The sequence below is a fragment of the Wolbachia endosymbiont (group A) of Andrena hattorfiana genome (assembly GCF_947179565.1).
Taxonomy (GTDB): Bacteria; Pseudomonadota; Alphaproteobacteria; order Rickettsiales; family Anaplasmataceae; genus Wolbachia.
Window position 1 is genome coordinate 356538 of the sequence record NZ_CAMXBT010000003.1, and the last position, 22924, is coordinate 379461.

The window sequence follows — 22924 nt, forward strand, 5'->3', positions numbered from 1 at the left end:
TCAAATTAATCATTAACCGTTATAACATTGCCATTATTATTATGATTAACCGTTGCTTTTCCTAATTCTACCATTTTCTTAGTGATTACTATAGTGCTACCTTCAAAATCTCCGTTTCCAGCTGTATACATAACGTCAAGCAAAAGTGACTCCAAGATAGCACGTAACATTCTTGCACCTGTTTTATAGCTTATAGCCTTTTTAGCAATAGCTGATATTGCTTCATCTGAAAACTCAAGGTTTACTTTGCTAAACGCAAGCAATGCTTTGTACTGTTTTATTAGTGCATTCCTTGGCTCTGTCAACACATGTATTAAATCTTCATGATCCAACTCATCTAAAACAGCAGCTATTGGAACCCGCCCTACAAATTCGGGTATTAAACCGAATTTGATTAAATCTTCAGGTTGAACATCATGTAAAGCATTCTTTTTCTTTTGCTCTTTAGACTGACTTATATCTGCTCCAAAGCCAACTGACGTTCCCTTTTTTCTCGCTTCAATAATCTTATCGAGGCCTTCAAAAGCTCCTCCACAAATAAATAGTATGTTACTAGTATCCACTTGTATAAACTCTTGTTGTGGGTGTTTTCGCCCTCCTTGTGGCGGAACATAAGCAACTGTACCCTCCATAATCTTAAGCAGAGCTTGCTGGACCCCTTCACCTGAAACGTCACGGGTTATTGAAGTGCTTTCAGATTTTCTTGTAATCTTGTCTATTTCATCTATAAACACTATACCACGCTGTGCTTTTGCAACGTCATAATTTGCAGCTTGTAATAAACGCGACAACACGCTTTCTACATCATCACCCACATAACCTGCCTCAGTTAAAGTTGTCGCATCAGCCATAGCAAATGGCACATCTGAAACTTTAGCAAGTGTTTTGGCTAGCAAAGTCTTACCAGAACCAGTGGGACCAATAAGCATTATATTTGACTTCTCGATTTCAATATCACTTATAGCATGAAATTGTACCATGGATTGACAATGGTTATACATAGCTACAGATAAAACGTGTTGCGCGTGTTCTTGACCTACAACATGCTTGCTGAGAAAATTTTTTATATCCTCAGGTTTCTTTAGTAATAGCTTCATATCAGATATACGATCTGAATTAAAAGATCTATCTTTCTTTTGACTTATTGCTTTATGGGATAATTCTATGCACTCATTACAAATAAACACCTTTAAATCATCCGAGGAGTTAGTAATCAATTTATATACTTCATCTTGCGCCTTGTTGCAAAAAGAACAGTAGTGTAAATCATTATTGTTATCCATTAACCCACCTTTTGTTTAACTTTAATATTTTCAATTTCAATATCTGTACGCTCAGCTATCACCCTGTCAATTAAGCCAATTTTCCTTGCTTCTTCAGGATCCATGAATTTATCTCTTTCCATCATTCCTTCAATTTTCTTCAGTGAATTTCCAGTATGTTTTTCATAAATTTGATTTAGTTTTTTCTTAACTCGCAAAATTTCATTAGCATGTATTTCTATATCAGTTGCTTGACCATGATAACCACCAGATGGCTGATGTATCATAATTCTTGAATGAGGTAGAGAGTAGCGCTTACCTTTTGTACCAGATGCAAGCAATAAGGAACCCATAGACGCAGCTTGACCTATACATAAAGTTGAAACGTCTGGGTTTATATACTGCATTGTATCGTAGATCGACAAACCAGCAGTTACAACACCACCTGGTGAGTTGATGTACATACAAATGTCTTTATCTGGATTTTCCGATTCTAAAAATAAAAGCTGTGCTACTATTACACTGGCCATGTTGTCCTCAATAGGACCTGTTACGAAAATTATTCTTTCTTTCACTAGTCTTGAATATATGTCATAAGCGCGCTCACCGCGACTAGTTTGTTCAACTACAATTGGTATAAGAGTCATACCTTTTCCTATTAAATATTACCAAACAATTCCTTTAATTCTTTCACAGAAATAATCTGCTCTTCTTTACTAACTTTTTCTATTATATAATCTGTCACTTTATACTCAAGCGCTTGCCCCCTAACTAATTCTTGAAATTGTTTATTTGATTCAAAATGCTTAAGTACTCTGTCAAACGGTACATCCTTACTGACATATTGATTTACAATAACATTCAAAACATCATTTTGAGTTAATGATATTTTATTTTCTGCACTAAATTTCATAAATAACATAGCAAGCTTTACACGTTTTTCAGCTTCTTTACAAGAATCATTTTGAGCACCCAGTTCTCCTTCCATTCTTTGTTGCTCCTGTTTTACTATGTCTGTGGGTAAATCAAAACTATAATTAGCATCCAAATAATCAAATAGCTCCTTTTTAATTAAGAGATTTCTCATTTCGGTGCACTGATCACCAATCATTTTTTTTGCATGACTTATTAGCAAAGAATAATCTTTAAAACCAATACTCCTAGCTATTTCATCATCATTTTCAAAATCTTTGGCAATTTGAATCTCATTAACTCGCACAGAAAAATCAGCTTCCTGTCCTGCAAGGGAAATGGCTTGGTAATTTCCAGGAAATTGCAACTTAAAGTCCTTTGTTTCTCCCTTTTTCATACCAGTTAATTGATCTTCAAAACCATTAATAAATGTGCCAGACCCTAAATTAACGGCAAAATTTTTGCTACTTCCACCCTGAAAGAGCTTATTCCTAATCCGCCCTTCAAAATCAATTATCAATTTATCCCCATCTTTCGCTTGATAAGAAGCATCATCAACAGAGGCGAAATTGGGGAACTTTGTTTTAATAGAATCAATAAATTCTTTTATATCTTCCTCTTCAATCTTTGCTTCAATTTTCTTTAAGTTTATTTTGTCAAGATCTATCATCGGTACTTCAGGCATCGACTCAAAAGATAGCTTGTATACAAAATTGCCCTCCTCATTTTCTTTGCCCAGATCTGGTAATGATATAACATCAACCTTAGGATAAATGTGAGACCTGACTTCAATTTTTTTCATCAAATCACTTGAGCAATAATCAATTGTATTATTTATCACATATTCCAAAGCTTCGTTTTTATAATTTGCAACAACAAGGTCATAGGGCATCTTTCCAGCCCTAAATCCAGGTGATTTTGCATTTTCTGCTATCTCTTGCAACCTGGAATTTACCTTTTGTTTTATATAATCACTACCAACTGTGATTTCATACTCATACTTTAGTTTATCTATACTAAGCTCTTTGTAGGTATATACGCTACTTACTTCGACTGTATTTTGAGGTATATTATTAGACATCATAATTCATTTATTAACATTTTAACTCATATCTTAATAGAGTCATTTTACCAGAATTTAAGTTAAACACAATCCTTAAGAACAGGTTTTTATACAAACAAAAGTGTATTCAGTGATTATAAATTTTCCCTTAAAACCTAAGTTACATGACTTTAAAGTGCGGATAGAGGGACTTGAACCCCCACGAGCAAGCTCACCAGGACCTAAACCTGGCACGTCTACCAATTCCGCCATATCCGCAAGAAATTTTCAGTACCCTATTATAGGTATTCCATTAAAAATATTCAAGGTTTAAAGTCTTACTTAATTTATAGTATTTACACAATCAAAAAAGCTTATTAACATTTCTTAATGAAAGCTCTAAATCCTGAAAATCAATAATGAGATTAATAACAAGCTTCTTACTTGCAATTTTTTTGATTACACAAAGTGGTTGCACAACCCTTATAATAGGTGGTGTGGTGGCTACAGCGACAGCAACAGCAATAACAATGCAGGACAAATCCTTGGGAAATATCATTGATGATACGACTATGGTCATCAGAATTAATAAGGGGCTCTTAAAACATGGGCTATTTTCATCCATAAAAGTTAAAGTAAGTGAAGGAAGAGTATTGCTCATTGGAAGTGTTGACACTCCTGAAAAACAACTTACAGCAGAAAAAATAGCTTGGCAGCAAAAAGAAATTAAAGAAGTGATAAATGAAATAAGAGTAATACCAATTCAAATGGCTTCCATGCTAGACACTACTGTAGATGGCATGATAACAGCGGAAATAATAACAAGACTTCTGGGGAAAAGAAATATTAAATCAATTAATTATAGCGTTAATACGGTTGATAGAGTTGTTTATTTGATGGGTATAGCCCAAAATAAAGCGGAATTAAAAGCTGTAATATCAATTGCAAGAAAAGTAAAGGGAGTAAAACAAGTTGTAAGTTATGTACGATATAAGTACAGTAAATTACGCCATTAGGCAAAAATCGCCTTCAAATTATAACATTTGTACAGTTGTGACAATAGGTAGAGAACATAAATGAAAGTTGCCTTTCAGATGGATGAAAATATAAATTTTGAAACTGACACTACATTCGTGCTAATAAAGGAAGCACAAAGGAGGAAGCACGAAGTTTTTATCTATGCTCCTAACAATTTAGCACTAAAGCTAAACCATCCAATTGCTCTTGCTCAGAAAGTCAGCGTTGATGATTTTAGTTTTATCTCTAAAGAGGATGTAGCAATCAACTTGAATGAAATGGACATCATATTTATCAGACAGGATCCACCCTTTGATATGCGCTACATTACAACAACCTATATCTTAGAAAAAACCAGCGCATTGGTAATTAACAATCCAACAGAAATAAGAAATTGTCCTGAAAAATTGATAACTTCATTATTTCCAGAGCTAATTCCGTCGACTTTGATCACTGAAAATATATCGATGATTAGAGATTTCTACTACAACTATCAAGATATTATTCTGAAGCCATTGTATAGCTATGGCGGAAATGATGTAATAAGAATACGAGATGAGAATAGTATTCAAGTAGTAGTGGATCTCATGACAGCAAAATATGAATGTCCTGTAATTGCGCAATCATTTTGTAAAAACATAGATAAAGATAAAAGAATATTGCTACTTTATGGTCAACCAATTGGAGTAATGAAACGAGTTCCAAAAATCAGTGGAGAGATCAGAACAAACATGCGACTTGGAGCAAGTTTTGAGCCCGCTCAAATGAACGATAGAGACAATGAAATATGTAACAAAATTGGTCCTGAATTAAAGAAAAGGGGGCTAATATTTGTTGGTATTGATATTATAGATGACTTCCTGCTCGAAATTAACACAACTTCACCCACGGGAGTGGTTTATATCAATAAATTATATAATATATCGCTAGAAAAAGACCTTTGGGATGTGTTTGAAGAAAAAGCAAGCAGCCATCAACTAAACCTGTGAACAATTACCTTAACAAACTCAGTAGTCCCATTCTTTATCCCTGTTTTTTTTGTATTATTGGTCATATCACGCAATTTTTGAGAATTATTTAATAGATCAAATAGTACCTCTGTTAGATTTTTTTTTGCTTCACTATTCTGCTCAACTATTACAGATGCTCCCGAATCTTCAATATATTTTGCGTTATAAAATTGGTGATTATCTTTTGAGTCAGGGTAAGGAATGTATATAGTAGCGCGCCTAGCAAGAGTGATCTCTGCTATTGAAGTTGCTCCTGCTCTGCTAATTACCAAGTGAGCATTGGCCAATCTATTTTCCATATCATCAAAAAATTCACTCAATTCACAATCGATCTTTTCACTTTTGTATAGACTCTTGACCTTGTTTACATTTTTCTTCGTACATTGCTGCGTCACTCTAATTTTCTTTTTCATTTTAATAGGCAAATTACAAATTACGCTGCTTACTACATCATCAAAAAAATTTGCACCTTGGCTACCTGCTATGACTAATATGTTTAGGGCTTTCTCAGTGCTAGAATGGCTCTGTGCTTTTATATCAATAAAATTTCCTGTAAAAATACATTTATTACCTTCTGCATATTTAGTCTCCGGAAAGCTGGTTGCAATTAATTTTGCACTCTTGAAAAAGAATCTATTTACTCTTCCTAAAACTGTATTTTGTTCATGTAAAATTATAGGTATAGAAAGAACCCTTGCTGCAAGAAGAGTTGGAAAAGAAGCATAGCTACCAAAACCAATTACTAATCTTGGCTTCAATTTTCTGATTTTATATATTGCTAGCACACAACTATACATTAATAAAAGGAAAAACTTAAATTTGTTGCCGCTTGGTCTACATAATGGTAAAATATAGTTTTCTATGTCGATATTTTTATTTGTTTTTTTATCAGTGAATAATATGCAATTGTATCCTTGTGTCTTTAGTGCTTTTGCTAAGGCTATGGCCGGAAAGATATGCCCACCTGTGCCACCTGTTGCTAAAATAATATCCATCTGTAAATAATGAATCCTAGATTGTTAACTGTTATTTAATAATTTGCACGTAGAATTTTATTAAGCTTTATGATAGTTGAGTTAAAAATGCCTAAAACTAATAGCAAAAAAGAACCTAATGAGAAAAATAAATCTCAAGAACAAAGAGAAGGCAGAAGCGGAGGTTTTTTAGAACTGCTAAAAAATATAATAAAAATTCTTTTCAATTCGGTTGTTGACCTACCTGAGCACGAGCAGCATAATAAAATGAAAAGCACTAATCTACAACAAGGTTTGGATACTAAAGGAAAAGGCCCAGAAGATCTTCATCCAAAGGCAAAGCTTGAAGTCAAAGAAGCAGCTAAGGGATTGAAAGAAGAGTTACAGAATTCTGATGCTGGTGGTAATCAATCTATTAAAATTAAAGTGCCTAATCAAACTACTACCCAAGACATTGACAACTCTAAAACGATAGAACGTTAGTTCAACTATTTAACGACTCATCATCTGCAGCAAGCACTGATTCGTGTATCGTCTCTGAAATGGTTGGATGAGGAAAAATCGTAGATTTTATGTCGAAGTCTGTTCCTTCTAGTTGCTTTGCAAGAGCAAAATTGCTAATTAACTCCGTTACTTCTGCACCTATCATGTGGCTACCCAGAAGTTCGCCTGTCTTTTTGTCTATAATTGTTTTCACTAACCCTTCAGTTTCACTGAGTGCAATAGACTTACCATTAAAGTTAGAGTGAAATTTTCCTATTTTTACATCATACCCACCTCTTATTGCCTGTTCCTCAGTAAGGCCGATGCTCGCTATTTGTGGATGAGAATAAGTGCAATTTGGTATGCATTCTTTTTTTAACGCATGAGCACTTTTACCAGCAATCTTTTCAACGCAGATCACAGCTTCATGGCTCGCTTTATGTGCTAAACATGGTGGGCCAGCTACATCACCTATTGCATACACATTTGATTCACTAGTTTCATACCATTCATTCATTTCAATAAAACCAGAAGAGCTTAATTTAATTTTTGTATTTTCTAAACCTATATTTTCAATATTTGCTTGAATTCCAACCGCAACAATCACCCTATCAAATTCTTTGCTCTCGCCACTACTTAGTAGCACTTGAGCAGAGTCTTTACTTTTAGTAAGAGCTTTTACGCTACTGTTTGTATATATTTTTATCCCCTGTTTTGTGAATATTTCTTCTGCTAGGCCTGAAATGTCTTTATCTTCCAGCGGCAAAATAGTGCTCTTTATCTCTATGATTGTTACATCAACCCCCAAAGTACTATAAAAACTTGCAAATTCTATTCCAATTGCACCAGACCCTATGATTAGTAGTGATTTTGGTAATCTCTCTGGAGTCATAGCGTGCTGCGCATTCCATATTAAATCTCCATCTGCCTCTATTTCAGGCAGATTCCGTGCCCTCACTCCTGTTGCTAAAATGATATGTTTGGAAACAATTTCTTGTTCTTCCTTATCGCCAGCAACTTTTATAGTACTATTGCCTGCAAGTTTACCAAAGCCTTGATGAACTTTGATGTTATTTTTTTTCATCAAATATGCAACACCGCTTGACAATTTATCAACAACGTTTCTTGAGTATTTCACTATTGATTGTATATCAAAACTCGCTCCCTTTACTTCTATACCAAACTCTTTTGATCTTTTTATTAGCCTATAAACCTCAGATGCTCTAAGCAGTGATTTTGTTGGTATACATCCCCAATTTAAGCATATACCACCTAAATTTTTTTCTTTTTCCACAATTGCAGTTTTAAACCCAAGCTGTGCCGCCCTAATTGCCGCTATATAACCACCAGGACCGCTACCTATAACCGTAATATCATATTCATTCATCAGTTTTCTTCGTATTCAAAAAGATTATATATAACAGATGGAACCCATATGATCAATATTCAGGTAGCTGACAACATAGAAACGAAAAAACTTACTTGACAAACTCCGCCAGCCCCCTTATTATGACAATAAGGGTATTTGTAACTCAAAACTTGTTTTTGACCTGCATGCTCAATGACAAAATTCAGTAAAAAACTTAGGGTATTTTTTGGCGGATTACATAAAATTATAGCGGCTGCATGTCTTTTAAAATTTTTCTACATTCAGCCAAATCGCGCTTAATTTAAGCGTTAGCACATTATTACAGCGCCAGTTTAAATTATCAGAGGGTCAAAACTCGCACCACGGGAGTTCTTTGCCTTTTTTTTATTTGGTGAATTTCTTAAGTATTTATGGCTAAAGTAACTTAAGAGACCGAAAATGGTCAGCGCTCCTTTTTTTGTCATCCCAGTGCCCCTATGATGTCATTCCAGTCTGGAATCTAGTTCTTATTGTACATTTACTTGGTGTAGAGTTAAGTTTTCTGGATCCAAGTAGTCAGGGCACTGGGATGACACCCTCTTGGATGGAAACCAGTGTCAGCTACTTTCATGACACCATGACAACCGTCATCCCGCTACTTGTTAGCGGCTGAGATACCGCGAATGAATCGCGGTATGACGTAGAAGCTATACTTTTATACTCACCAACTCAGTATCCAATCTGGATCCAAGTGTCAGCTACTTGAATGACACAGTTTTTGCTTAAACCTGTAACGTTCGTACATTTTGCTAAAAGTTCAAATATCAACATCATGCACGTTGAGTGCATTGCTATTAATAAAGTCACGGCGTGGTTCAACTATATCACCCATTAATATTGAAAATATGGAATCAGCTTCTTCACAATCTTTTATTTCAACCTTCAATAAAGTTCTAGCCTCAGGATTTAACGTAGTATCCCATAGCTGATCAGCATTCATTTCACCAAGACCTTTAAATCTCTGCAGAGTTAAACCTTTTTTACCATAGTCCATTATTATTTTTGCAAGCGTACTTGGAGAAGTGATTTTTATTTCAGTTTCTTGTGACTTTAAAAATGAATCACCATTAAATAAATTACTTATACCATCAAGCAAACTTAATATGTTTTGCATATCTTTGCCTTCAAGCATACTAAGTGCAAATATATATTTGTCTGCCAATCCTTGAAATAATTTAGAGATGTGAATTTCTTTTTCTTCATCCTTTATTTCTACTTCCCAAGTATATTCACTGTACATTAATTTTAAATACTTTAATATCTCATCAGCCGATGATAGAGCATTCTTTTTGCTTAAAATTAGCAATGACTCTAAGAGATTTTGTGGTATTTCTCTATCATAATTTTTGCTAATATTAGAAATGCTAACGCATTTATTCAAAATAAGGCGCAAGTCGTTAAATTCTGTAGCTGTACCACTTAGTGTTAATCTTTTAACTGCTGAGTTTATTATATACTCTTCAAAAGTTTCGTCATCTTTAATATAAGTGTCTTTAGCATTCTTTGTAACTTTATAAAGGGGTGGCTGTGCTATGTATAAGTAGCCTTTTTCAATAACTTCACGCATATGTCTAAAAAAGAAAGTTAGAATCAAAGTTCTTATATGTGAACCATCAACATCTGCATCTGTCATGATGATAATTTTATGATATCTAGCTTTTTCAATATTGAAGTGTTCACTCCCTATTCCAGCACCAATTGCAGTAATTAAAGAGCCTATTTCTGCAGATGAAAAAATACGATCTAAACTTACACGTTCTACGTTTAGAATTTTTCCTCTTAAGGCAAGCACTGCTTGTGTTTTACGATTACGCCCCTGCTTTGCAGTACCACCTGCTGAATTACCCTCTACTATAAATAATTCCGATAACTCAGGGGCTTTTTCCTGGCAATCAGCAAGCTTTCCTGGCAGAGTTGCAATACCAATATTGTTTTTGCTTTTAACTAACTCTCGTGCTTTTCTTGCGGCTTCTCTTCCTTTTGCTGATCTGATTGCTCTTTCTACTATACTTGCTGCCAATTTGGGATCAGTTTCAAGGATTGTGCTCAATTTATCAGAAACTATGCTCTCCACAACTGTACGCGCTTCAGAACTAACTAGTTTATCTTTTGTTTGTGAAGAAAACTTAGGATCAGGCATCTTAAGAGATAAAACACAAGTTAAACCTTCTCTAACGTCCTCTCCAGTTAAATTTACTTTTGCTTTCTTTAAAAACCCTTCATTAGTTGCATAGTTATTGATACATCTGGTTAAAGCGGATCTAAATCCTGCCAAATGCGTACCACCATCTCGTTGCCTTATATTATTCGTGAAGCATAACATATGTTCATAGTAGGAATCATTCCATTCCATCGATATTTCCAAGCTGATGCCAAGATCTTCTGCATCTCCTTTCATACTGGCAATTTTAGTTACATGTGTCTTATTCTTATCTAAGTACCGCACAAAATTCGCTGTACCAAAATTGTCTTTAGATTGATTGCTCTGATTGAAATGAGATTCTGTATATGGTTCATTGCGCAGATCACATAAAGTAATGTCGATATTTGAATTTAAAAATGCTAATTCTCTTATACGACTTTCAAGCGTTGAGTAACTGAAATTAATGCCATTAAAAGTCTCTGTTGATGGCATGAACGTGACTTTAGTTCCTCTTTTGTTTGTATTTTCGTTGACTACCTTTAAAGGTTCAATAGACTCACCATCTTCAAAGCGCATAAAGTGTTCTTTCTTATTGCGCCAAATAGTTAATTCCAACCAGCTTGACAATGCATTCACAACTGAGATTCCAACACCATGTAATCCCCCAGAAACTTTATAGGTATTACTGTCAAATTTACCACCAGCATGGAGCTGAGTCATTATTACCTCTGCTGCTGATATTCCTTCTTCTTCATGAAGGTCAGTTGGAATGCCACGACCATTATCAGTTACAGATACTGAACCATCTTTATTTATGCTAACTTCAATTTTATCACAATATCCAGCTAAAGATTCATCTATTGCGTTGTCAACAACCTCATATATCATGTGGTGCAAGCCAGATCCATCGTCAGTGCCACCAATGTACATACCTGGACGTTTCCTTACAGCATCAAGACCCCTTAAGATTTTTATTGCATCGGCATTATAACTATTTTCCATTAGATTGCTTCATTTATACACGTTAATTGATGTTACATTCAGATATACTAGTTAGCAACATTTTTAAACTGATAACCCATGTTAAAAGCACAACTTTACGAATGCTCATTTTTGAAGACAGCAAATAGTGTCATTCCAATGCGTCTTCCCGGTGGAGATTAAATTATAATGCTCATGCAGTTGCGTGCTCGACTAATTAACAGAAAAATCTATAATTCAGTTTACGTATTTTCTTATCTCAGCCAAAATTTTATCAGATTGACTTTCGTCTGAATTTAAATCAGCTGCAAAGTGTGTAACATATTTTCCTCCAGGGCCAATAAGATATATTATCGAAGAATGGTTGATTTCTTCTTCTCTGTCTACTTTGCTTGCATATACTTTATATTTCGCAACTACTTCGTCTATTTTTTCTCTTTCACCAGTTAACATTTGTATTCTATGGTCAAATTGCTGCTGAAATTCTTTAAGTCTTTCCGTGCTATCGCGCTCAGGATCAACTGTGATGAAGAATGTTTGTAGCTTGTTGGTAGTTTTCTCATCTAACTTTGCAAGTGTTTCTGAAATTATCCCAAGGTTCATAGGACAAATTCTTTTACATGAGGAAAATCCAAAGAAAATCATCATGTATTTATCTTTAAAATCACTACTGCGCAGAATCTGTCCGTCCTGATTAATTAAAGAAAAATCTCCGCCTATCTTAACTTCCGCGTTGTGAATCGCTGCCGGGGCAAATATGCCTTTTTTAGTGAAATAACAATAACCTAAAAAAACAACTGCTAATGCTGCTAGCACATTAGATAACAATCTTATAAACCTTACCATTAGAATGCTCTCAGTAAAATCAAATTGTATCTTTATTGGTTAACCTATTCAATATATTTATCCCAAAGTGTATTGTTAATTTTGTCTAACAGTTTCTTATGTTCATCAATTTCTTCACTATTTGGTGAATGTTCTCTGGGAGTTAGATTGCGCACTTTATGCTGAACGAATTTAGAGTTACTGTCCTGATTGCATTCATTATCAAACAGAAAGGTTTGTAACCCTCCTGTAAGTTCAACATATACCTTTGCAAGCAATTGAGCATCAACTAGTGCTCCGTGCAATTCTCTATTCTCTAGCGATATATCAAAACGCTTACATAATGCATTCAAAGAAACAGGTGATCCTACGAATTTTTTCCTCGCAAGAGGTAATGTATCTAGCACTCTATCTGAGGAAATTAACCCAGCATTCAGCTTGCTTAACTCCATGTTAAGGAACTTAACATCGAATTCAGCGTTGTGAATTACCAAAATATCATTAGATATAAAGTCAAGAAATTCAAGTGCAATATCTGAAAATAATGGTTTATCTTCTAAAAATTCTTCACTAACACCGTGAATCTTAAACGAGTGATAAGGTATATCTCTTTCTGGGTTAAGGTACCGATGGAGTACTTTACCTGTTGGAATACGATTAATTAATTCCACACACCCTATTTCAATAATTCGATGACCAGATCCAGTGTCAAGACCTGTCGTTTCAGTGTCAAGTACTATTTCGCGCAGCTTGCTTTCCATGGTTAACTCTAAATGAAACTAATCTTACTTGTCATTTGTCTTATCGTTATTTGTCTTTTTATAGTTAATAGAAACAAGCAACCAGCTTGGGTCTGATGAATTAACATTTTTTTTGAATTGCCATACATCCTCAACTTTATTAATGGTGGATGTGCTACCTGATATGATATCTCCTTCATTGTTCTTAACGAAGTTAATTTGCTCTGAAAGGAAATATACTGCAATAAACACTGTGTTTTTTACTAGCTTTATTTCTAAAATCTTTTGTGAAACGATAGAAACAATTATAGACTCGTGCACCTCTTTACGATGTTTAATCTTCTCTGCAAAATTATCATATAAGTCTTTATCGAGAAGTGGTTTTAACTGAGACAAATTTCCTTGATTGAAATACTTTATTATTAATTCAAAAGCTATGCTTGAACCTTCTATAAAGTGGGAAATAGAAAAATCTTTGTTTTTTTTTAATATTTGTTCATAAGTAACTTTTATTGAATTTTCATCGTTGCTATCAATGTAACCCTCAATGTTTTCTATTACATCTTCTTTACTTCGGCTTACATCCAACACACCAGTTAGCTTTTTTAGATTGAGATTGGCTGACCTTCCTAAAGAATTATACAAACGTGAAAAAATGAACGCCGCTAATAAAGTATATATTACAAGCTCTATCATAGTAACTCAACTCCTTGGCATATAAAGTATCCGAACATTATTAATTATTAATGAAAATATGTTTTTCATTAATAATTAGGTTTGCTATTCGTTTGTAAATGAATATATTATATAAGAAAGTATTAAATATCTCAACTTAATTAAAGGAGACATAAGAAATGCCACAACAAAAAATGAGAATTCACGGTCAATATGTTAAAGATCTATCGTTTGAGAATCCGAATTCGCCATTCCTTTCTTCAAATAAAGCTCCCGATATTAATGTAATGGTTAATATCAATTCAGCGAAATTAGAAGGAATGGAAAACAAAGAAGGAGTAAATGAAGAAAAATCTTTCCATGAAATTACTTTACATATAGAAGTCAGAGCAACGATAAAAGATGAAGGTATAAAAGATGGCGTAGCTTTCATTTGTGAGACAAAATATTGTGGCATTTTTTCAATAGAAAATTTTAAAGAGTTGAGTGAGGAAGAGGTAAGACAAGCTTTGTTTATTGGCGGACCTACTTTTCTTTTCCCTTTTGCAAGAGAAATAATTGCAAGAGTTACAAGCAGTAGTGGATTTCCCCCACTACTGCTAGATCCTATAGATTTTGAAACTATGTACGAGCAGCAAAGTCAACAACAAAGAAGTAACGGTAGTAATTCCAATTTTAACTAATATGATGTAACCTGATGAATAATTCTTTAAACGCAAAAACGACTTTAAACATTGACGGGAAGTCATACAACTATTTTAGCCTAAGTAGTGCTAGTGAATTTTTAGGAATAGATGTAACTAAATTGCCCTGCTCACTTAAGGTTCTGCTTGAAAATTTATTGCGCAATGAAGATGGAGTAAACGTAAAGCTGGATGATATAAAAATACTAGCAAGTTGCGTTAATAAACACGCTAATCATGAAATTAGCTACAAGCCAGCAAGGGTGTTGATGCAAGATTTTACAGGGGTTCCTGCTGTCGTCGATTTAGCTTCTATGCGGAGTTATGTCAAGAAAAATGGAGGCGATCCAAGCAGCATAAATCCATCTGTGCCCGTTGATCTTGTGATCGACCATTCTGTTCAAGTAGATAGTTATGGAAGTGTTTCCGCATTCAGTAGGAATGTTGAACTAGAAGTAAAAAGAAATTTGGAGAGATATCAATTCTTAAAGTGGGGAGAATCATCCTTCACAAATTTTAGAGTAGTACCGCCAGGTACTGGAATTTGCCACCAAGTGAATCTTGAGTATTTAGCGCAAGTTGTATGTAATAAGGATGGGGTTTTGTATCCTGATACTTTGGTTGGTACGGATAGCCATACTACGATGGTTAACGGGTTATCAGTCCTTGGTTGGGGTGTTGGAGGCATAGAAGCTGAGTCTGTGATGCTTGGTCAACCAATTAGTATGGTGATTCCAGAAGTAGTTGGATTTAAATTAATTGGCAGACTGCCGGAAGGAGTAACTGCGACTGATTTAGTGCTGACGGTTACCAATATCCTAAGAACAAAGGGTGTTGTTGGTAAGTTTGTAGAATTTTATGGTGATGGTTTAGATTATTTATCTTTGGCAGATAGGGCAACTATAGCAAACATGGCCCCAGAGTATGGCGCAACTTGTGGATTTTTTCCAATTGATCAGAAAACGCTAGATTATTTAAGCTTAACCGAAAGGCCAGAAAAGCTAGTTGAGGCTTATGCGAAAGAGCAAGGATTGTGGCGTGGCAATAATGAGTTAGCATTTTTTGACACACTAGAGCTTGATTTATCAAGCGTGAAGCCAGTAATGGCTGGTCCCAAAAGACCACAAGATAAGGTTTTTCTTTCACAAGTGGCAGAGTCTTTTTCTAAATCATTTTCAGTTAACGAATCAAAGGAAAGTGATAAGCTTCAAGATGGAAGTGTAGTTATTGCAGCAATAACAAGCTGCACTAACACCTCAAATCCAAGTGTAATGATTGCTGCAGGTCTTGTAGCTCGTAATGCAATTAAACTTGGATTAAAATCAAAGCCTTGGGTTAAAACTTCTCTTGCTCCAGGGTCGCAAGTTGTAACAGAATATTTAGAAAAGTCTGGATTGCAGGTAGATCTAAATGCTTTGGGTTTTAATCTAGTTGGATATGGTTGCACAACTTGCATTGGGAATTCTGGTCCACTTAATAAAGATATAGAAGATGGCATTAAAAACAAAAATTTAACTGTTGCTGCAGTTTTATCTGGTAATCGTAACTTTGAAGGAAGAATTCATCCGTTAGTCAAAGCTAATTACTTGGCATCTCCTCCACTTGTTGTTGCATATGCACTTGCTGGTACTGTGCAAACTGATTTGACAAAAGATTCAATATGCAAAGATAAGAATGGAAATGATGTCTATCTCAAAGATATATGGCCAACAAACAATGAAATCGAAGATTGTGTTAAAAATGTGGTAACACGTGAGATGTTTATACAAAAGTATAAGGATGTTTTTTCTGGTGATGAACATTGGCGAAAGATAAAGTGTGAAAAAAGTGAAATCTATAATTGGGATGCAAACAGCACTTACATACAAGATCCGCCCTATTTTGATAATTTATCACCTAAAAATAATAAAGATAAAATAATCGATATAAAAGGTGCACAAATATTGGCAATGTTTGGCGATAGCGTAACCACTGATCACATTTCCCCTGCTGGAAATATTGCCTCAAGTAGTCCTGCAGGTATATATTTAAAAAATCTTGGAATTGAGCCACAGGACTTTAATTCGTATGGGTCTCGTCGTGGTAACCACAATGTAATGATGCGTGGGACTTTTGCTAACATTAGAATAAAAAATGAAATGGTAAGCATCGAAGGCGGCTATACAAAATATATTCCTTCTCAAGAAACTATGTCGATTTTTGATGCAGCAATGCGCTACAAAAAAAGTAATGTTCCTCTCATCATTGTGGCAGGAAAGGAGTATGGCACAGGTTCAAGTAGGGATTGGGCAGCAAAAGGTACTTTATTGTTGGGGATTAAAGTTGTAATTGCAGAAAGCTTTGAGCGTATACATAGGTCCAACTTGGTCGGCATGGGTGTTCTTCCACTTATATTCCAAAATGGAATAACCAGAAAGATATTTGATGGTAGTGAGATAATAAGCATAAAAGGTGAAATAGTGCCAAGTGGAAATTTAGAATGTATCATCAAAAGAAAGGATAGTTCTGAACAATCAATTCAACTCAAATGCTGTGTACAAACTGCAACTGAGGTTAAATACTTGATGGATGGTGGAGTATTGAGCTACATACTTCTCTTGACTTAGTAAAGTTAAGTAAGTACTAGACTTCTTTTAGCCAGCCCTGGCTCTTTTATAAATAATAATTTATTCTACACGAAGTTATGATATAATTTTACCTTACATATAGTAAAGGTGTTTTATAGATAATTATGATTACCTCTATACAAGAACCTAACGAATTGAGAAAACGTTTACAAGGATTTTATCGTACTGATGAAAAGAGTTATATACGTTATCTTGTAGAAAAAGCAGAGCTTTCAGCTGATTCAAAAAGTAGAATTTATAATATTGCAAAACAAGTGATTGAAAAAATCAAACACAATAAATTAAGTATTGTAGATTCCTTTATGCAACAATACTCGCTTTCCAATGATGAAGGAATAGCATTGATGTGCCTTGCTGAATCGCTACTTAGAATACCAGATGATTATACAATAGACGAAATAATCAAAGATAAAATTGCCAATCAGGAATGGAATAAATATTTAGGGCACTCTTCTTCGTTGTTTGTCAATGCTTCCACATGGAGCTTGATGATAGGTAGCAGTATATTGAGAGATAATGAAGGCGATTCGAAGTTCTATTACGCAATTTCCAAGTTACTTAAGAATTTAGGAGAACCGATCATTCGCAAAGCAGTAAAACAAGCAATGTCTATGCTTGGTAATCATTTTGTTGTTGGAGAAACCATAGAAGAAGCTTTAAGGTATGCAAAACTAGATGACAATAGCAAGTTTTTATACTCTTTTGATATGCTTGGCGAAGCTGCTCACACAGCTGAAGATGCAGAAGAGTATTTTAATTCATACATGCACTCAATAAAAGCTATAGGTGAATCCACTGAAATAAATGATTGTTTTAAATCGCATGGAATTTCAATCAAGTTGTCTGCGTTACATCCACGTTATGAATTTGGTCAATTCGATAATATAGCTGAAGAGTTGAGAGCTAAACTGCCAGAGCTTTGTCATGAAGCAAAAAAATACAACATTTCATTATGCATAGATGCAGAAGAAACAGAAAGGCTTGAAATGTCCTTAATCTTGTTTGAACAATTACGGCTTGATGAATCACTTTCTGAGTGGGAAGGGCTTGGCTTGGCTGTACAAGCATATCAAAAACGTGCTTTGTCTGTTCTTGACTTTGTAGAGGATGTTGCTATTCGATCAAATCATAAAATTATGGTCAGACTTGTAAAAGGTGCATATTGGGATTCAGAAATCAAGCGTACGCAAGAATTGGGATTAAATGATTACTCAGTATTTACAAGAAAAAGCTATACTGACGTATCTTACCTCGCGTGCGCACAGAAACTTTTGAGTAAACCAAACAGCTTTTACCCATGCTTTGGAACTCATAACGCCTATACTTTTGCTTCTATCATGGAACTTGCTGATAAAAACCACCCTGGATTTGAATTTCAACGTTTACATGGAATGGCAAAAGACTTATATGATTATGCAATGTCAGAGCTTGCAACAAATGTTAGCTGTCGTGTCTACGCACCCGTTGGGGAACATAGTGACTTGTTGCCTTATCTTATAAGACGCCTTCTTGAAAATGGAGCTAATAGTTCATTTGTTAATCAAATAAATGATTCTAACGTTAAAATTGATGAGTTAATTTCAGATCCACTGGAAAAAGCTATAAATTTTAATTATGAACCTCATCCAGGCATTCCGTTACCACAAGATATTTTGGGACCAGAAAGAAAAAATTCTTTGGGAATGGATATTAGTGACTCGGTGATAGTCTCACAATTTGCAGATGATATAAAGAGCTTTAGTGAAAAAAAATGGCAAGTTGGGCCGATAATTGACGGACAGTCACTTTTTGATGATGCCAAATTTACTGAAGTGGTGAATCCTGCACATTTAGAAAATGTAATTGGAGAAGTGTCAAATACAACAAGTGCTCAAGTTTTAAACGCTCTTGAAATAGCACATAATGCTTTTACTGAATGGCAGAATGTTTCAGCAGAAAAGCGCGCTAAATGCCTTGAAAAAGCTGCAGATTTGCTTGAAGAAAGGATGAAAGAGTTGATTTACATTCTGATCGTAGAAGCAGGAAAAATTTTATCTGATGCAATAGCGGAAGTAAGAGAGGCAGTGGATTTCTTACGTTACTACGCAACGATAGCAAAAAATGAACTGAGCGACTGGAAAAAATTGCCAGGTCCAACGGGTGAAGATAACTTCATCTTTTTTGAAGGCAGAGGAGTTTTCCTGTGTATATCACCATGGAATTTTCCACTTGCTATCTTCATTGGGCAGGTTTCAGCTGCACTTGCAGCAGGTAATGCGGTGCTGGCAAAACCGGCAGAGCAAACGCCGATTATTGCCTACGAAGCTGTTAAGATACTACATGAAGCTGGGATACCAAAAAATGTGTTACACCTCATTCCTGGGGATGGTGGATATTTAGGCAAAATATTAGTTCCAGACAATAGAATTGCTGGAGTAGCTTTTACTGGCTCAACACAAACTGCTCAAATAATTAATAAAATGCTTGCGGATAGGGATGGTCCTATTGTACCACTTATTGCTGAAACAGGAGGGCTCAATGCTATGATTGTTGATAGCTCCGCTCTCTTAGAGCAAGTGACTACAGGTGTTGTACTTTCTGCGTTTCGCAGTGCCGGCCAACGCTGTTCTGCACTTAGAGTGCTGTTTATTCAAGAGGACATAGCAGAGAAGCAGATAAAAATGATATGTGGTGCAGCGCAAGAACTCAAGATTGGTGACCCAATACAACTTAGTACTGATATTGGTCCAATAATTGACAAAGCATCTATCGATATGCTAACTCAACATACGCAAAAAATGTCAGAGGACGAAGATTCAAATCTGTTATTTAAAGTACCCATGGATACAAATTCTCATAATGGTTATTTCTTTCCTCCATATATTTATGAGATACAAAAAATTTCGCAATTAAAGCAAGAAGTATTTGGTCCTATTTTGCATATCATACGTTTTAACAAGTCACAATTAAATGAAGTTATAAGTGATATAAACAATACAGGATATGGGCTTACATTTTCTTTGCAGAGCCGTATACAAAATCAGATCGATTTAATAAGCAAAAAAATATCAGTTGGAAATGTCTACATCAACCGTAACCAGATAGGTGCAGCAGTTGGGATACAACCATTTGGTGGTAGAGGACTATCTGGCACTGGGCCAAAAGCTGGTGGTCCTCATTATTTACAGCGTTTTTCTACAGAAAAAGTTGTAAGTGTTAACACTACAGCATTCGGTGGTAACACTACACTTATGTGTTTGGATTAATTTGCGGGCCCTAATTTTTCTCCTATCTTACCCCTAAGCTAGACGTTCGTGCAGTTATGTACACAGCGCTAAGATCCGAAAAGGACCAGCTCATGCACTGAAATAAAGCGGCTCCAAAGGAAGTCTTATCTTTAAACAAAAGAAAAAAGCTGCTATAATCTGAATAAAAGCATTATAAATGAAATGAATGTGAAAAATATCTTATTAGCGCTTTTAGTACAAACGGTATTCAGTTTGCCGCTATTTGCAGCTGATCCTGTTTTGCTCAACTGCATTGAAACTCCAGAAATATATGACCTTGATGCAAGGCCAAAAAATTTTAGCTCTTCAAACAATTTAAGAAGGAAACCTGGTTCTCCAAATAGCGCAACAGGAGAATTAATACACATAGTGGGTAGAATTACTGATATAAACTGTTTACCAATACAAAATGCTGTAGTTTCTATATGGCACGCGAATTCACGCGGCGTGAACCATTACGATGAGAATATAGAGGATAATCAACTCGATCCGAATTTTGCTGGATCAGGAAGGTTTGTAGTGAATAATCCTGGCTATTATAATTTTATTACGATAGCACCTGGTAAAATTGGTGATAGAGCTCCACATATTAACTTTCTAGTTCAACATCCAGATTTTCCAGAATTCACAACGCAAATGTTTTTTGCTGACCATAATTGCGATAATTGTGCTGATCCTGTTCTTGAAGATTTTGTTAGTAACGGGCTTGCAAGCCTTCTCATAACACCATTTACTTACAGTGATCAGGTCATAAAAACCTATACGTTTAACATTACCTTGGGCGGATATAATAAGTTCTCTAATAAAAGATAAAAAACCCTTGCATGTAAGGGAGTCCATAGTAAACTTGAGTGTTATTGTACTTAGGATGTACATGAAAAATATCTTACTGATGTTTTTGCTATGTTTTATGTACAGTTTACAACTATTTGCAACGGAGATGCCAGCAATGAAAATAACAATTTCTAAAATTTCGCCCGATTTTAAAACAATAGTAATGGGTTTATTTGAAGACAATGAAACCGTAAATGATGGCGGAGTTTTGCAAGGAAAACAGATCATAGATAATATAAAGCAATTTAGCGATTTTAATGGAAGCTTTGGTGAATTTTCTTCTACCATTTTACCAGAAGGAAAAAACGTTGTAGTTGTTGGACTTGGTAAGAAGGATGAATGGAATGAAAATAAAGAATTAAATATTGGTGGTAAAATATATTGTGAGCTAAGCAGATTAAAAATTAAGAAAGCAGCGATTTTAATCGAAGGTAGTGCAGCAAATGTTGCATATGGTGCGTTTCTGCGTAGTTTTAAGTTTGATAAGTATAAAACTAAAAAGGACGAGAAAATTACAGAGGTAGAGGAAATTACCGTATTAGTAAAAGATGAGCAATTAAGTAATGCTGAAAGATCATTTGAGCACTCAAGGCAAGAAGGTGAGAGTATATTCCTTGCGCGCTCTTTTATAACAGAGCCTCCTAACATTCTATATCCAGAATCCTATGCTGATCATATAAAAAAAGAGCTTACTAAGCTTGGCCTTGAAATCGAAGTGCTTGATAAAAAGCAGATGGAAGAGAAAAAAATGGGAGCCTTGCTTGGAGTCGCACAAGGAAGTAGTAAAGAACCAAAATTAGTAGTGATAAAATGGAATGGGGCTTCTAAAGAACAAAAGCCAATAGCTTTTGTTGGTAAAGGTATAACGTTTGACACTGGTGGAGTATCACTCAAACCTTCACGTGGTATGGAGTCGATGAAATATGACATGGCAGGCTCTGCTGCTGTAGTTGGGGTGATGCATGCTTTAGCAGGACGAAAAGCAAAAGTAAATGCAATCGGCGTGGCTGCACTTGCAGAGAATGCAGTGGGTGGTAATGCTCAAAGGCCGAGTGATGTAGTAACTTCAATGTCTGGACAGACGATAGAAGTGTTGAACACCGATGCAGAAGGAAGGCTCATACTTGCAGATGCTTTATGGTATACGCAAGACAGATTCTCACCAAAATTTATGATTGATCTTGCAACTTTAACTGGTGCTATAGTGGTTGCACTTGGAAATAACGAATATGCTGGTCTTTTTTCAAATAATGATGAATTAGCAAACCGTCTGATTGATGCAGGAAATGAAGTAAGTGAGAAGTTATGGCGTTTTCCTATGAATGAAACTTATGACAAAATTATTGATTCACCGATTGCTGATGTTCAAAACATCGCTCCTGCAGGCTCTGGTGGAGATAGCATAATGGCTGCACAGTTTTTACAGCGTTTTGTGAATGAAACTTGCTGGGCACATTTAGATATCGCAGGCACTGCTTGGCACGAAAAAGGTACTGACATTTGTCCAAGAGGAGCAGTAGGTTTTGGTGTAAGGTTACTTAATAAGTTGGTTGAAAAGTACTACGAAGCCAATGATTAAAGGTCTTTATACTGGATTTATGGCTTGACTCACAGCTACATGAACGTTTATTTTCGAGGTGCAGCAAATGAAAGTAGCTGATGCATATTTCTTTTTTTCTGGTCAAGCACTGGAATGATATCAAGGAGTAACTTTTTATTTAAACAATGATTATAATAAGAGATCTATTGAAATTTTAAAGTTATTAAATATTGACGCTATATACTTAAGTGTTAAAATAGAATGAAAAGTTTTTAGGAGTTTATATGGCAGTAGGTGGGAAAGCAAAGACAGCTAGTAAAAATAACCCTACTCAGCGTAAGAAGGCCGAGCAAAAAATGTATAAAGATAAACCGGTAAAACCTGTTAGATATATAGATCGTGACTCGCGCATGAATTATATGTCTGCTCAATATGACAACGGCAATCTGGTTGAAGATGAGGTAAGCGGCAATCCTATAAAGTGGGAAGCTGTATAATAGTT

General features: G+C 35.2%; 18 protein-coding genes and 1 tRNA gene. 9 read left to right on the forward strand and 10 right to left on the reverse strand.

Features of this window, described 5'->3' with window-relative positions; all coding sequences use genetic code 11:
* Positions 1 to 5 precede the first annotated feature (5 nt).
* The 4 genes from clpX to OM966_RS06830 form a co-directional block, all read right to left on the reverse strand.
* The gene (gene clpX, locus OM966_RS06815; protein WP_264329325.1) at positions 6 to 1283 is read right to left on the reverse strand and encodes an ATP-dependent Clp protease ATP-binding subunit ClpX; all 1278 of its coding nucleotides are present in this window, start codon (positions 1281 to 1283) and stop codon (positions 6 to 8) included.
* Positions 1283 to 1909 carry an ATP-dependent Clp endopeptidase proteolytic subunit ClpP gene (gene clpP, locus OM966_RS06820; RefSeq protein WP_164225183.1) on the reverse strand — a complete coding sequence of 209 codons (627 nt, stop codon included), beginning with the start codon at positions 1907 to 1909 and terminating at the stop codon, positions 1283 to 1285. The genes clpX and clpP overlap by 1 nt, the downstream gene beginning before the upstream one ends.
* Before the next feature lie 11 nt (positions 1910 to 1920).
* Positions 1921 to 3255, reverse strand: a complete 1335-nt coding sequence (tig, locus tag OM966_RS06825) for a trigger factor (protein WP_264329405.1) — start codon at positions 3253 to 3255, stop codon at positions 1921 to 1923.
* 158 nt (positions 3256 to 3413) lie between these two features.
* A tRNA-Leu gene (locus tag OM966_RS06830) sits at positions 3414 to 3495 on the reverse strand.
* A 140-nt stretch (positions 3496 to 3635) separates the two neighbouring features.
* On the opposite strand from OM966_RS06830, the gene OM966_RS06835 reads away from it, so the two are divergent.
* Together OM966_RS06835 and gshB are read left to right on the forward strand one after the other, a co-directional pair.
* Positions 3636 to 4232 (forward strand): BON domain-containing protein, encoded by a 597-nt coding sequence (locus OM966_RS06835; RefSeq protein WP_264329326.1) that lies wholly within the window; start codon positions 3636 to 3638, stop codon positions 4230 to 4232.
* A gap of 60 nt (positions 4233 to 4292) precedes the next feature.
* Complete coding sequence (gene gshB / locus OM966_RS06840) at positions 4293 to 5222, forward strand: glutathione synthase (protein ID WP_264329327.1); 930 nt, start codon at positions 4293 to 4295, stop codon at positions 5220 to 5222.
* Here gshB and murG read toward each other — a convergent pair.
* On the reverse strand, positions 5207 to 6238 hold the full coding sequence (murG, locus tag OM966_RS06845; protein ID WP_264329328.1) for an undecaprenyldiphospho-muramoylpentapeptide beta-N-acetylglucosaminyltransferase: 1032 nt from the start codon (positions 6236 to 6238) through the stop codon (positions 5207 to 5209). The two genes, gshB and murG, sit on opposite strands and share 16 nt — an antisense overlap.
* 69 nt (positions 6239 to 6307) lie before the next feature.
* Here murG and OM966_RS06850 point away from each other — a divergent pair, with 69 nt between their 5' ends.
* Complete coding sequence (locus OM966_RS06850) at positions 6308 to 6700, forward strand: hypothetical protein (RefSeq protein WP_264329329.1); 393 nt, start codon at positions 6308 to 6310, stop codon at positions 6698 to 6700.
* A 1-nt stretch (position 6701) separates the two neighbouring features.
* On the opposite strand, the gene lpdA is transcribed toward OM966_RS06850, so the two are convergent.
* The 5 genes from lpdA to OM966_RS06875 form a co-directional block, all read right to left on the reverse strand.
* Positions 6702 to 8087 carry a dihydrolipoyl dehydrogenase gene (gene lpdA, locus OM966_RS06855; protein ID WP_264329330.1) on the reverse strand — a complete coding sequence of 462 codons (1386 nt, stop codon included), beginning with the start codon at positions 8085 to 8087 and terminating at the stop codon, positions 6702 to 6704.
* A 778-nt stretch (positions 8088 to 8865) separates the two neighbouring features.
* Entirely contained in the window at positions 8866 to 11253 is a 2388-nt protein-coding gene (gyrB, locus tag OM966_RS06860) for a DNA topoisomerase (ATP-hydrolyzing) subunit B (protein ID WP_264329331.1), read from the reverse strand.
* Positions 11254 to 11469: 216 nt separating this feature from the next.
* Positions 11470 to 12078 carry an SCO family protein gene (locus OM966_RS06865; protein ID WP_264329332.1) on the reverse strand — a complete coding sequence of 203 codons (609 nt, stop codon included), beginning with the start codon at positions 12076 to 12078 and terminating at the stop codon, positions 11470 to 11472.
* A 44-nt stretch (positions 12079 to 12122) separates the two neighbouring features.
* On the reverse strand, positions 12123 to 12818 hold the full coding sequence (gene dnaQ, locus OM966_RS06870; RefSeq protein ID WP_264329333.1) for a DNA polymerase III subunit epsilon: 696 nt from the start codon (positions 12816 to 12818) through the stop codon (positions 12123 to 12125).
* Between the two features lie 24 nt (positions 12819 to 12842).
* Positions 12843 to 13493: a Tim44/TimA family putative adaptor protein gene (locus tag OM966_RS06875; protein WP_264329334.1), complete on the reverse strand. Its 651-nt coding sequence runs from the start codon at positions 13491 to 13493 to the stop codon at positions 12843 to 12845.
* A gap of 158 nt (positions 13494 to 13651) precedes the next feature.
* Between OM966_RS06875 and secB the strand changes: the two genes are divergently transcribed.
* The 6 genes from secB to OM966_RS06905 all read left to right on the forward strand — a co-directional run bounded on the left by secB (position 13652) and on the right by OM966_RS06905 (position 22919).
* Positions 13652 to 14155 carry a protein-export chaperone SecB gene (secB, locus tag OM966_RS06880; protein WP_264329335.1) on the forward strand — a complete coding sequence of 168 codons (504 nt, stop codon included), beginning with the start codon at positions 13652 to 13654 and terminating at the stop codon, positions 14153 to 14155.
* Positions 14156 to 14169: 14 nt separating this feature from the next.
* Complete coding sequence (gene acnA / locus OM966_RS06885; protein WP_264329336.1) at positions 14170 to 16761, forward strand: aconitate hydratase AcnA; 2592 nt, start codon at positions 14170 to 14172, stop codon at positions 16759 to 16761.
* A gap of 125 nt (positions 16762 to 16886) precedes the next feature.
* Positions 16887 to 20027 carry a bifunctional proline dehydrogenase/L-glutamate gamma-semialdehyde dehydrogenase PutA gene (putA, locus tag OM966_RS06890; RefSeq protein ID WP_264329337.1) on the forward strand — a complete coding sequence of 1047 codons (3141 nt, stop codon included), beginning with the start codon at positions 16887 to 16889 and terminating at the stop codon, positions 20025 to 20027.
* A 183-nt stretch (positions 20028 to 20210) separates the two neighbouring features.
* Complete coding sequence (locus OM966_RS06895) at positions 20211 to 20861, forward strand: protocatechuate 3,4-dioxygenase (protein ID WP_264329338.1); 651 nt, start codon at positions 20211 to 20213, stop codon at positions 20859 to 20861.
* Positions 20862 to 20958: 97 nt separating this feature from the next.
* Complete coding sequence (locus OM966_RS06900) at positions 20959 to 22461, forward strand: leucyl aminopeptidase (protein ID WP_264329339.1); 1503 nt, start codon at positions 20959 to 20961, stop codon at positions 22459 to 22461.
* 245 nt (positions 22462 to 22706) lie between these two features.
* A complete protein-coding gene (locus OM966_RS06905; RefSeq protein ID WP_006015760.1) occupies positions 22707 to 22919 on the forward strand; it encodes a hypothetical protein in 213 nt (70 codons plus the stop codon).
* Positions 22920 to 22924 lie beyond the last annotated feature (5 nt).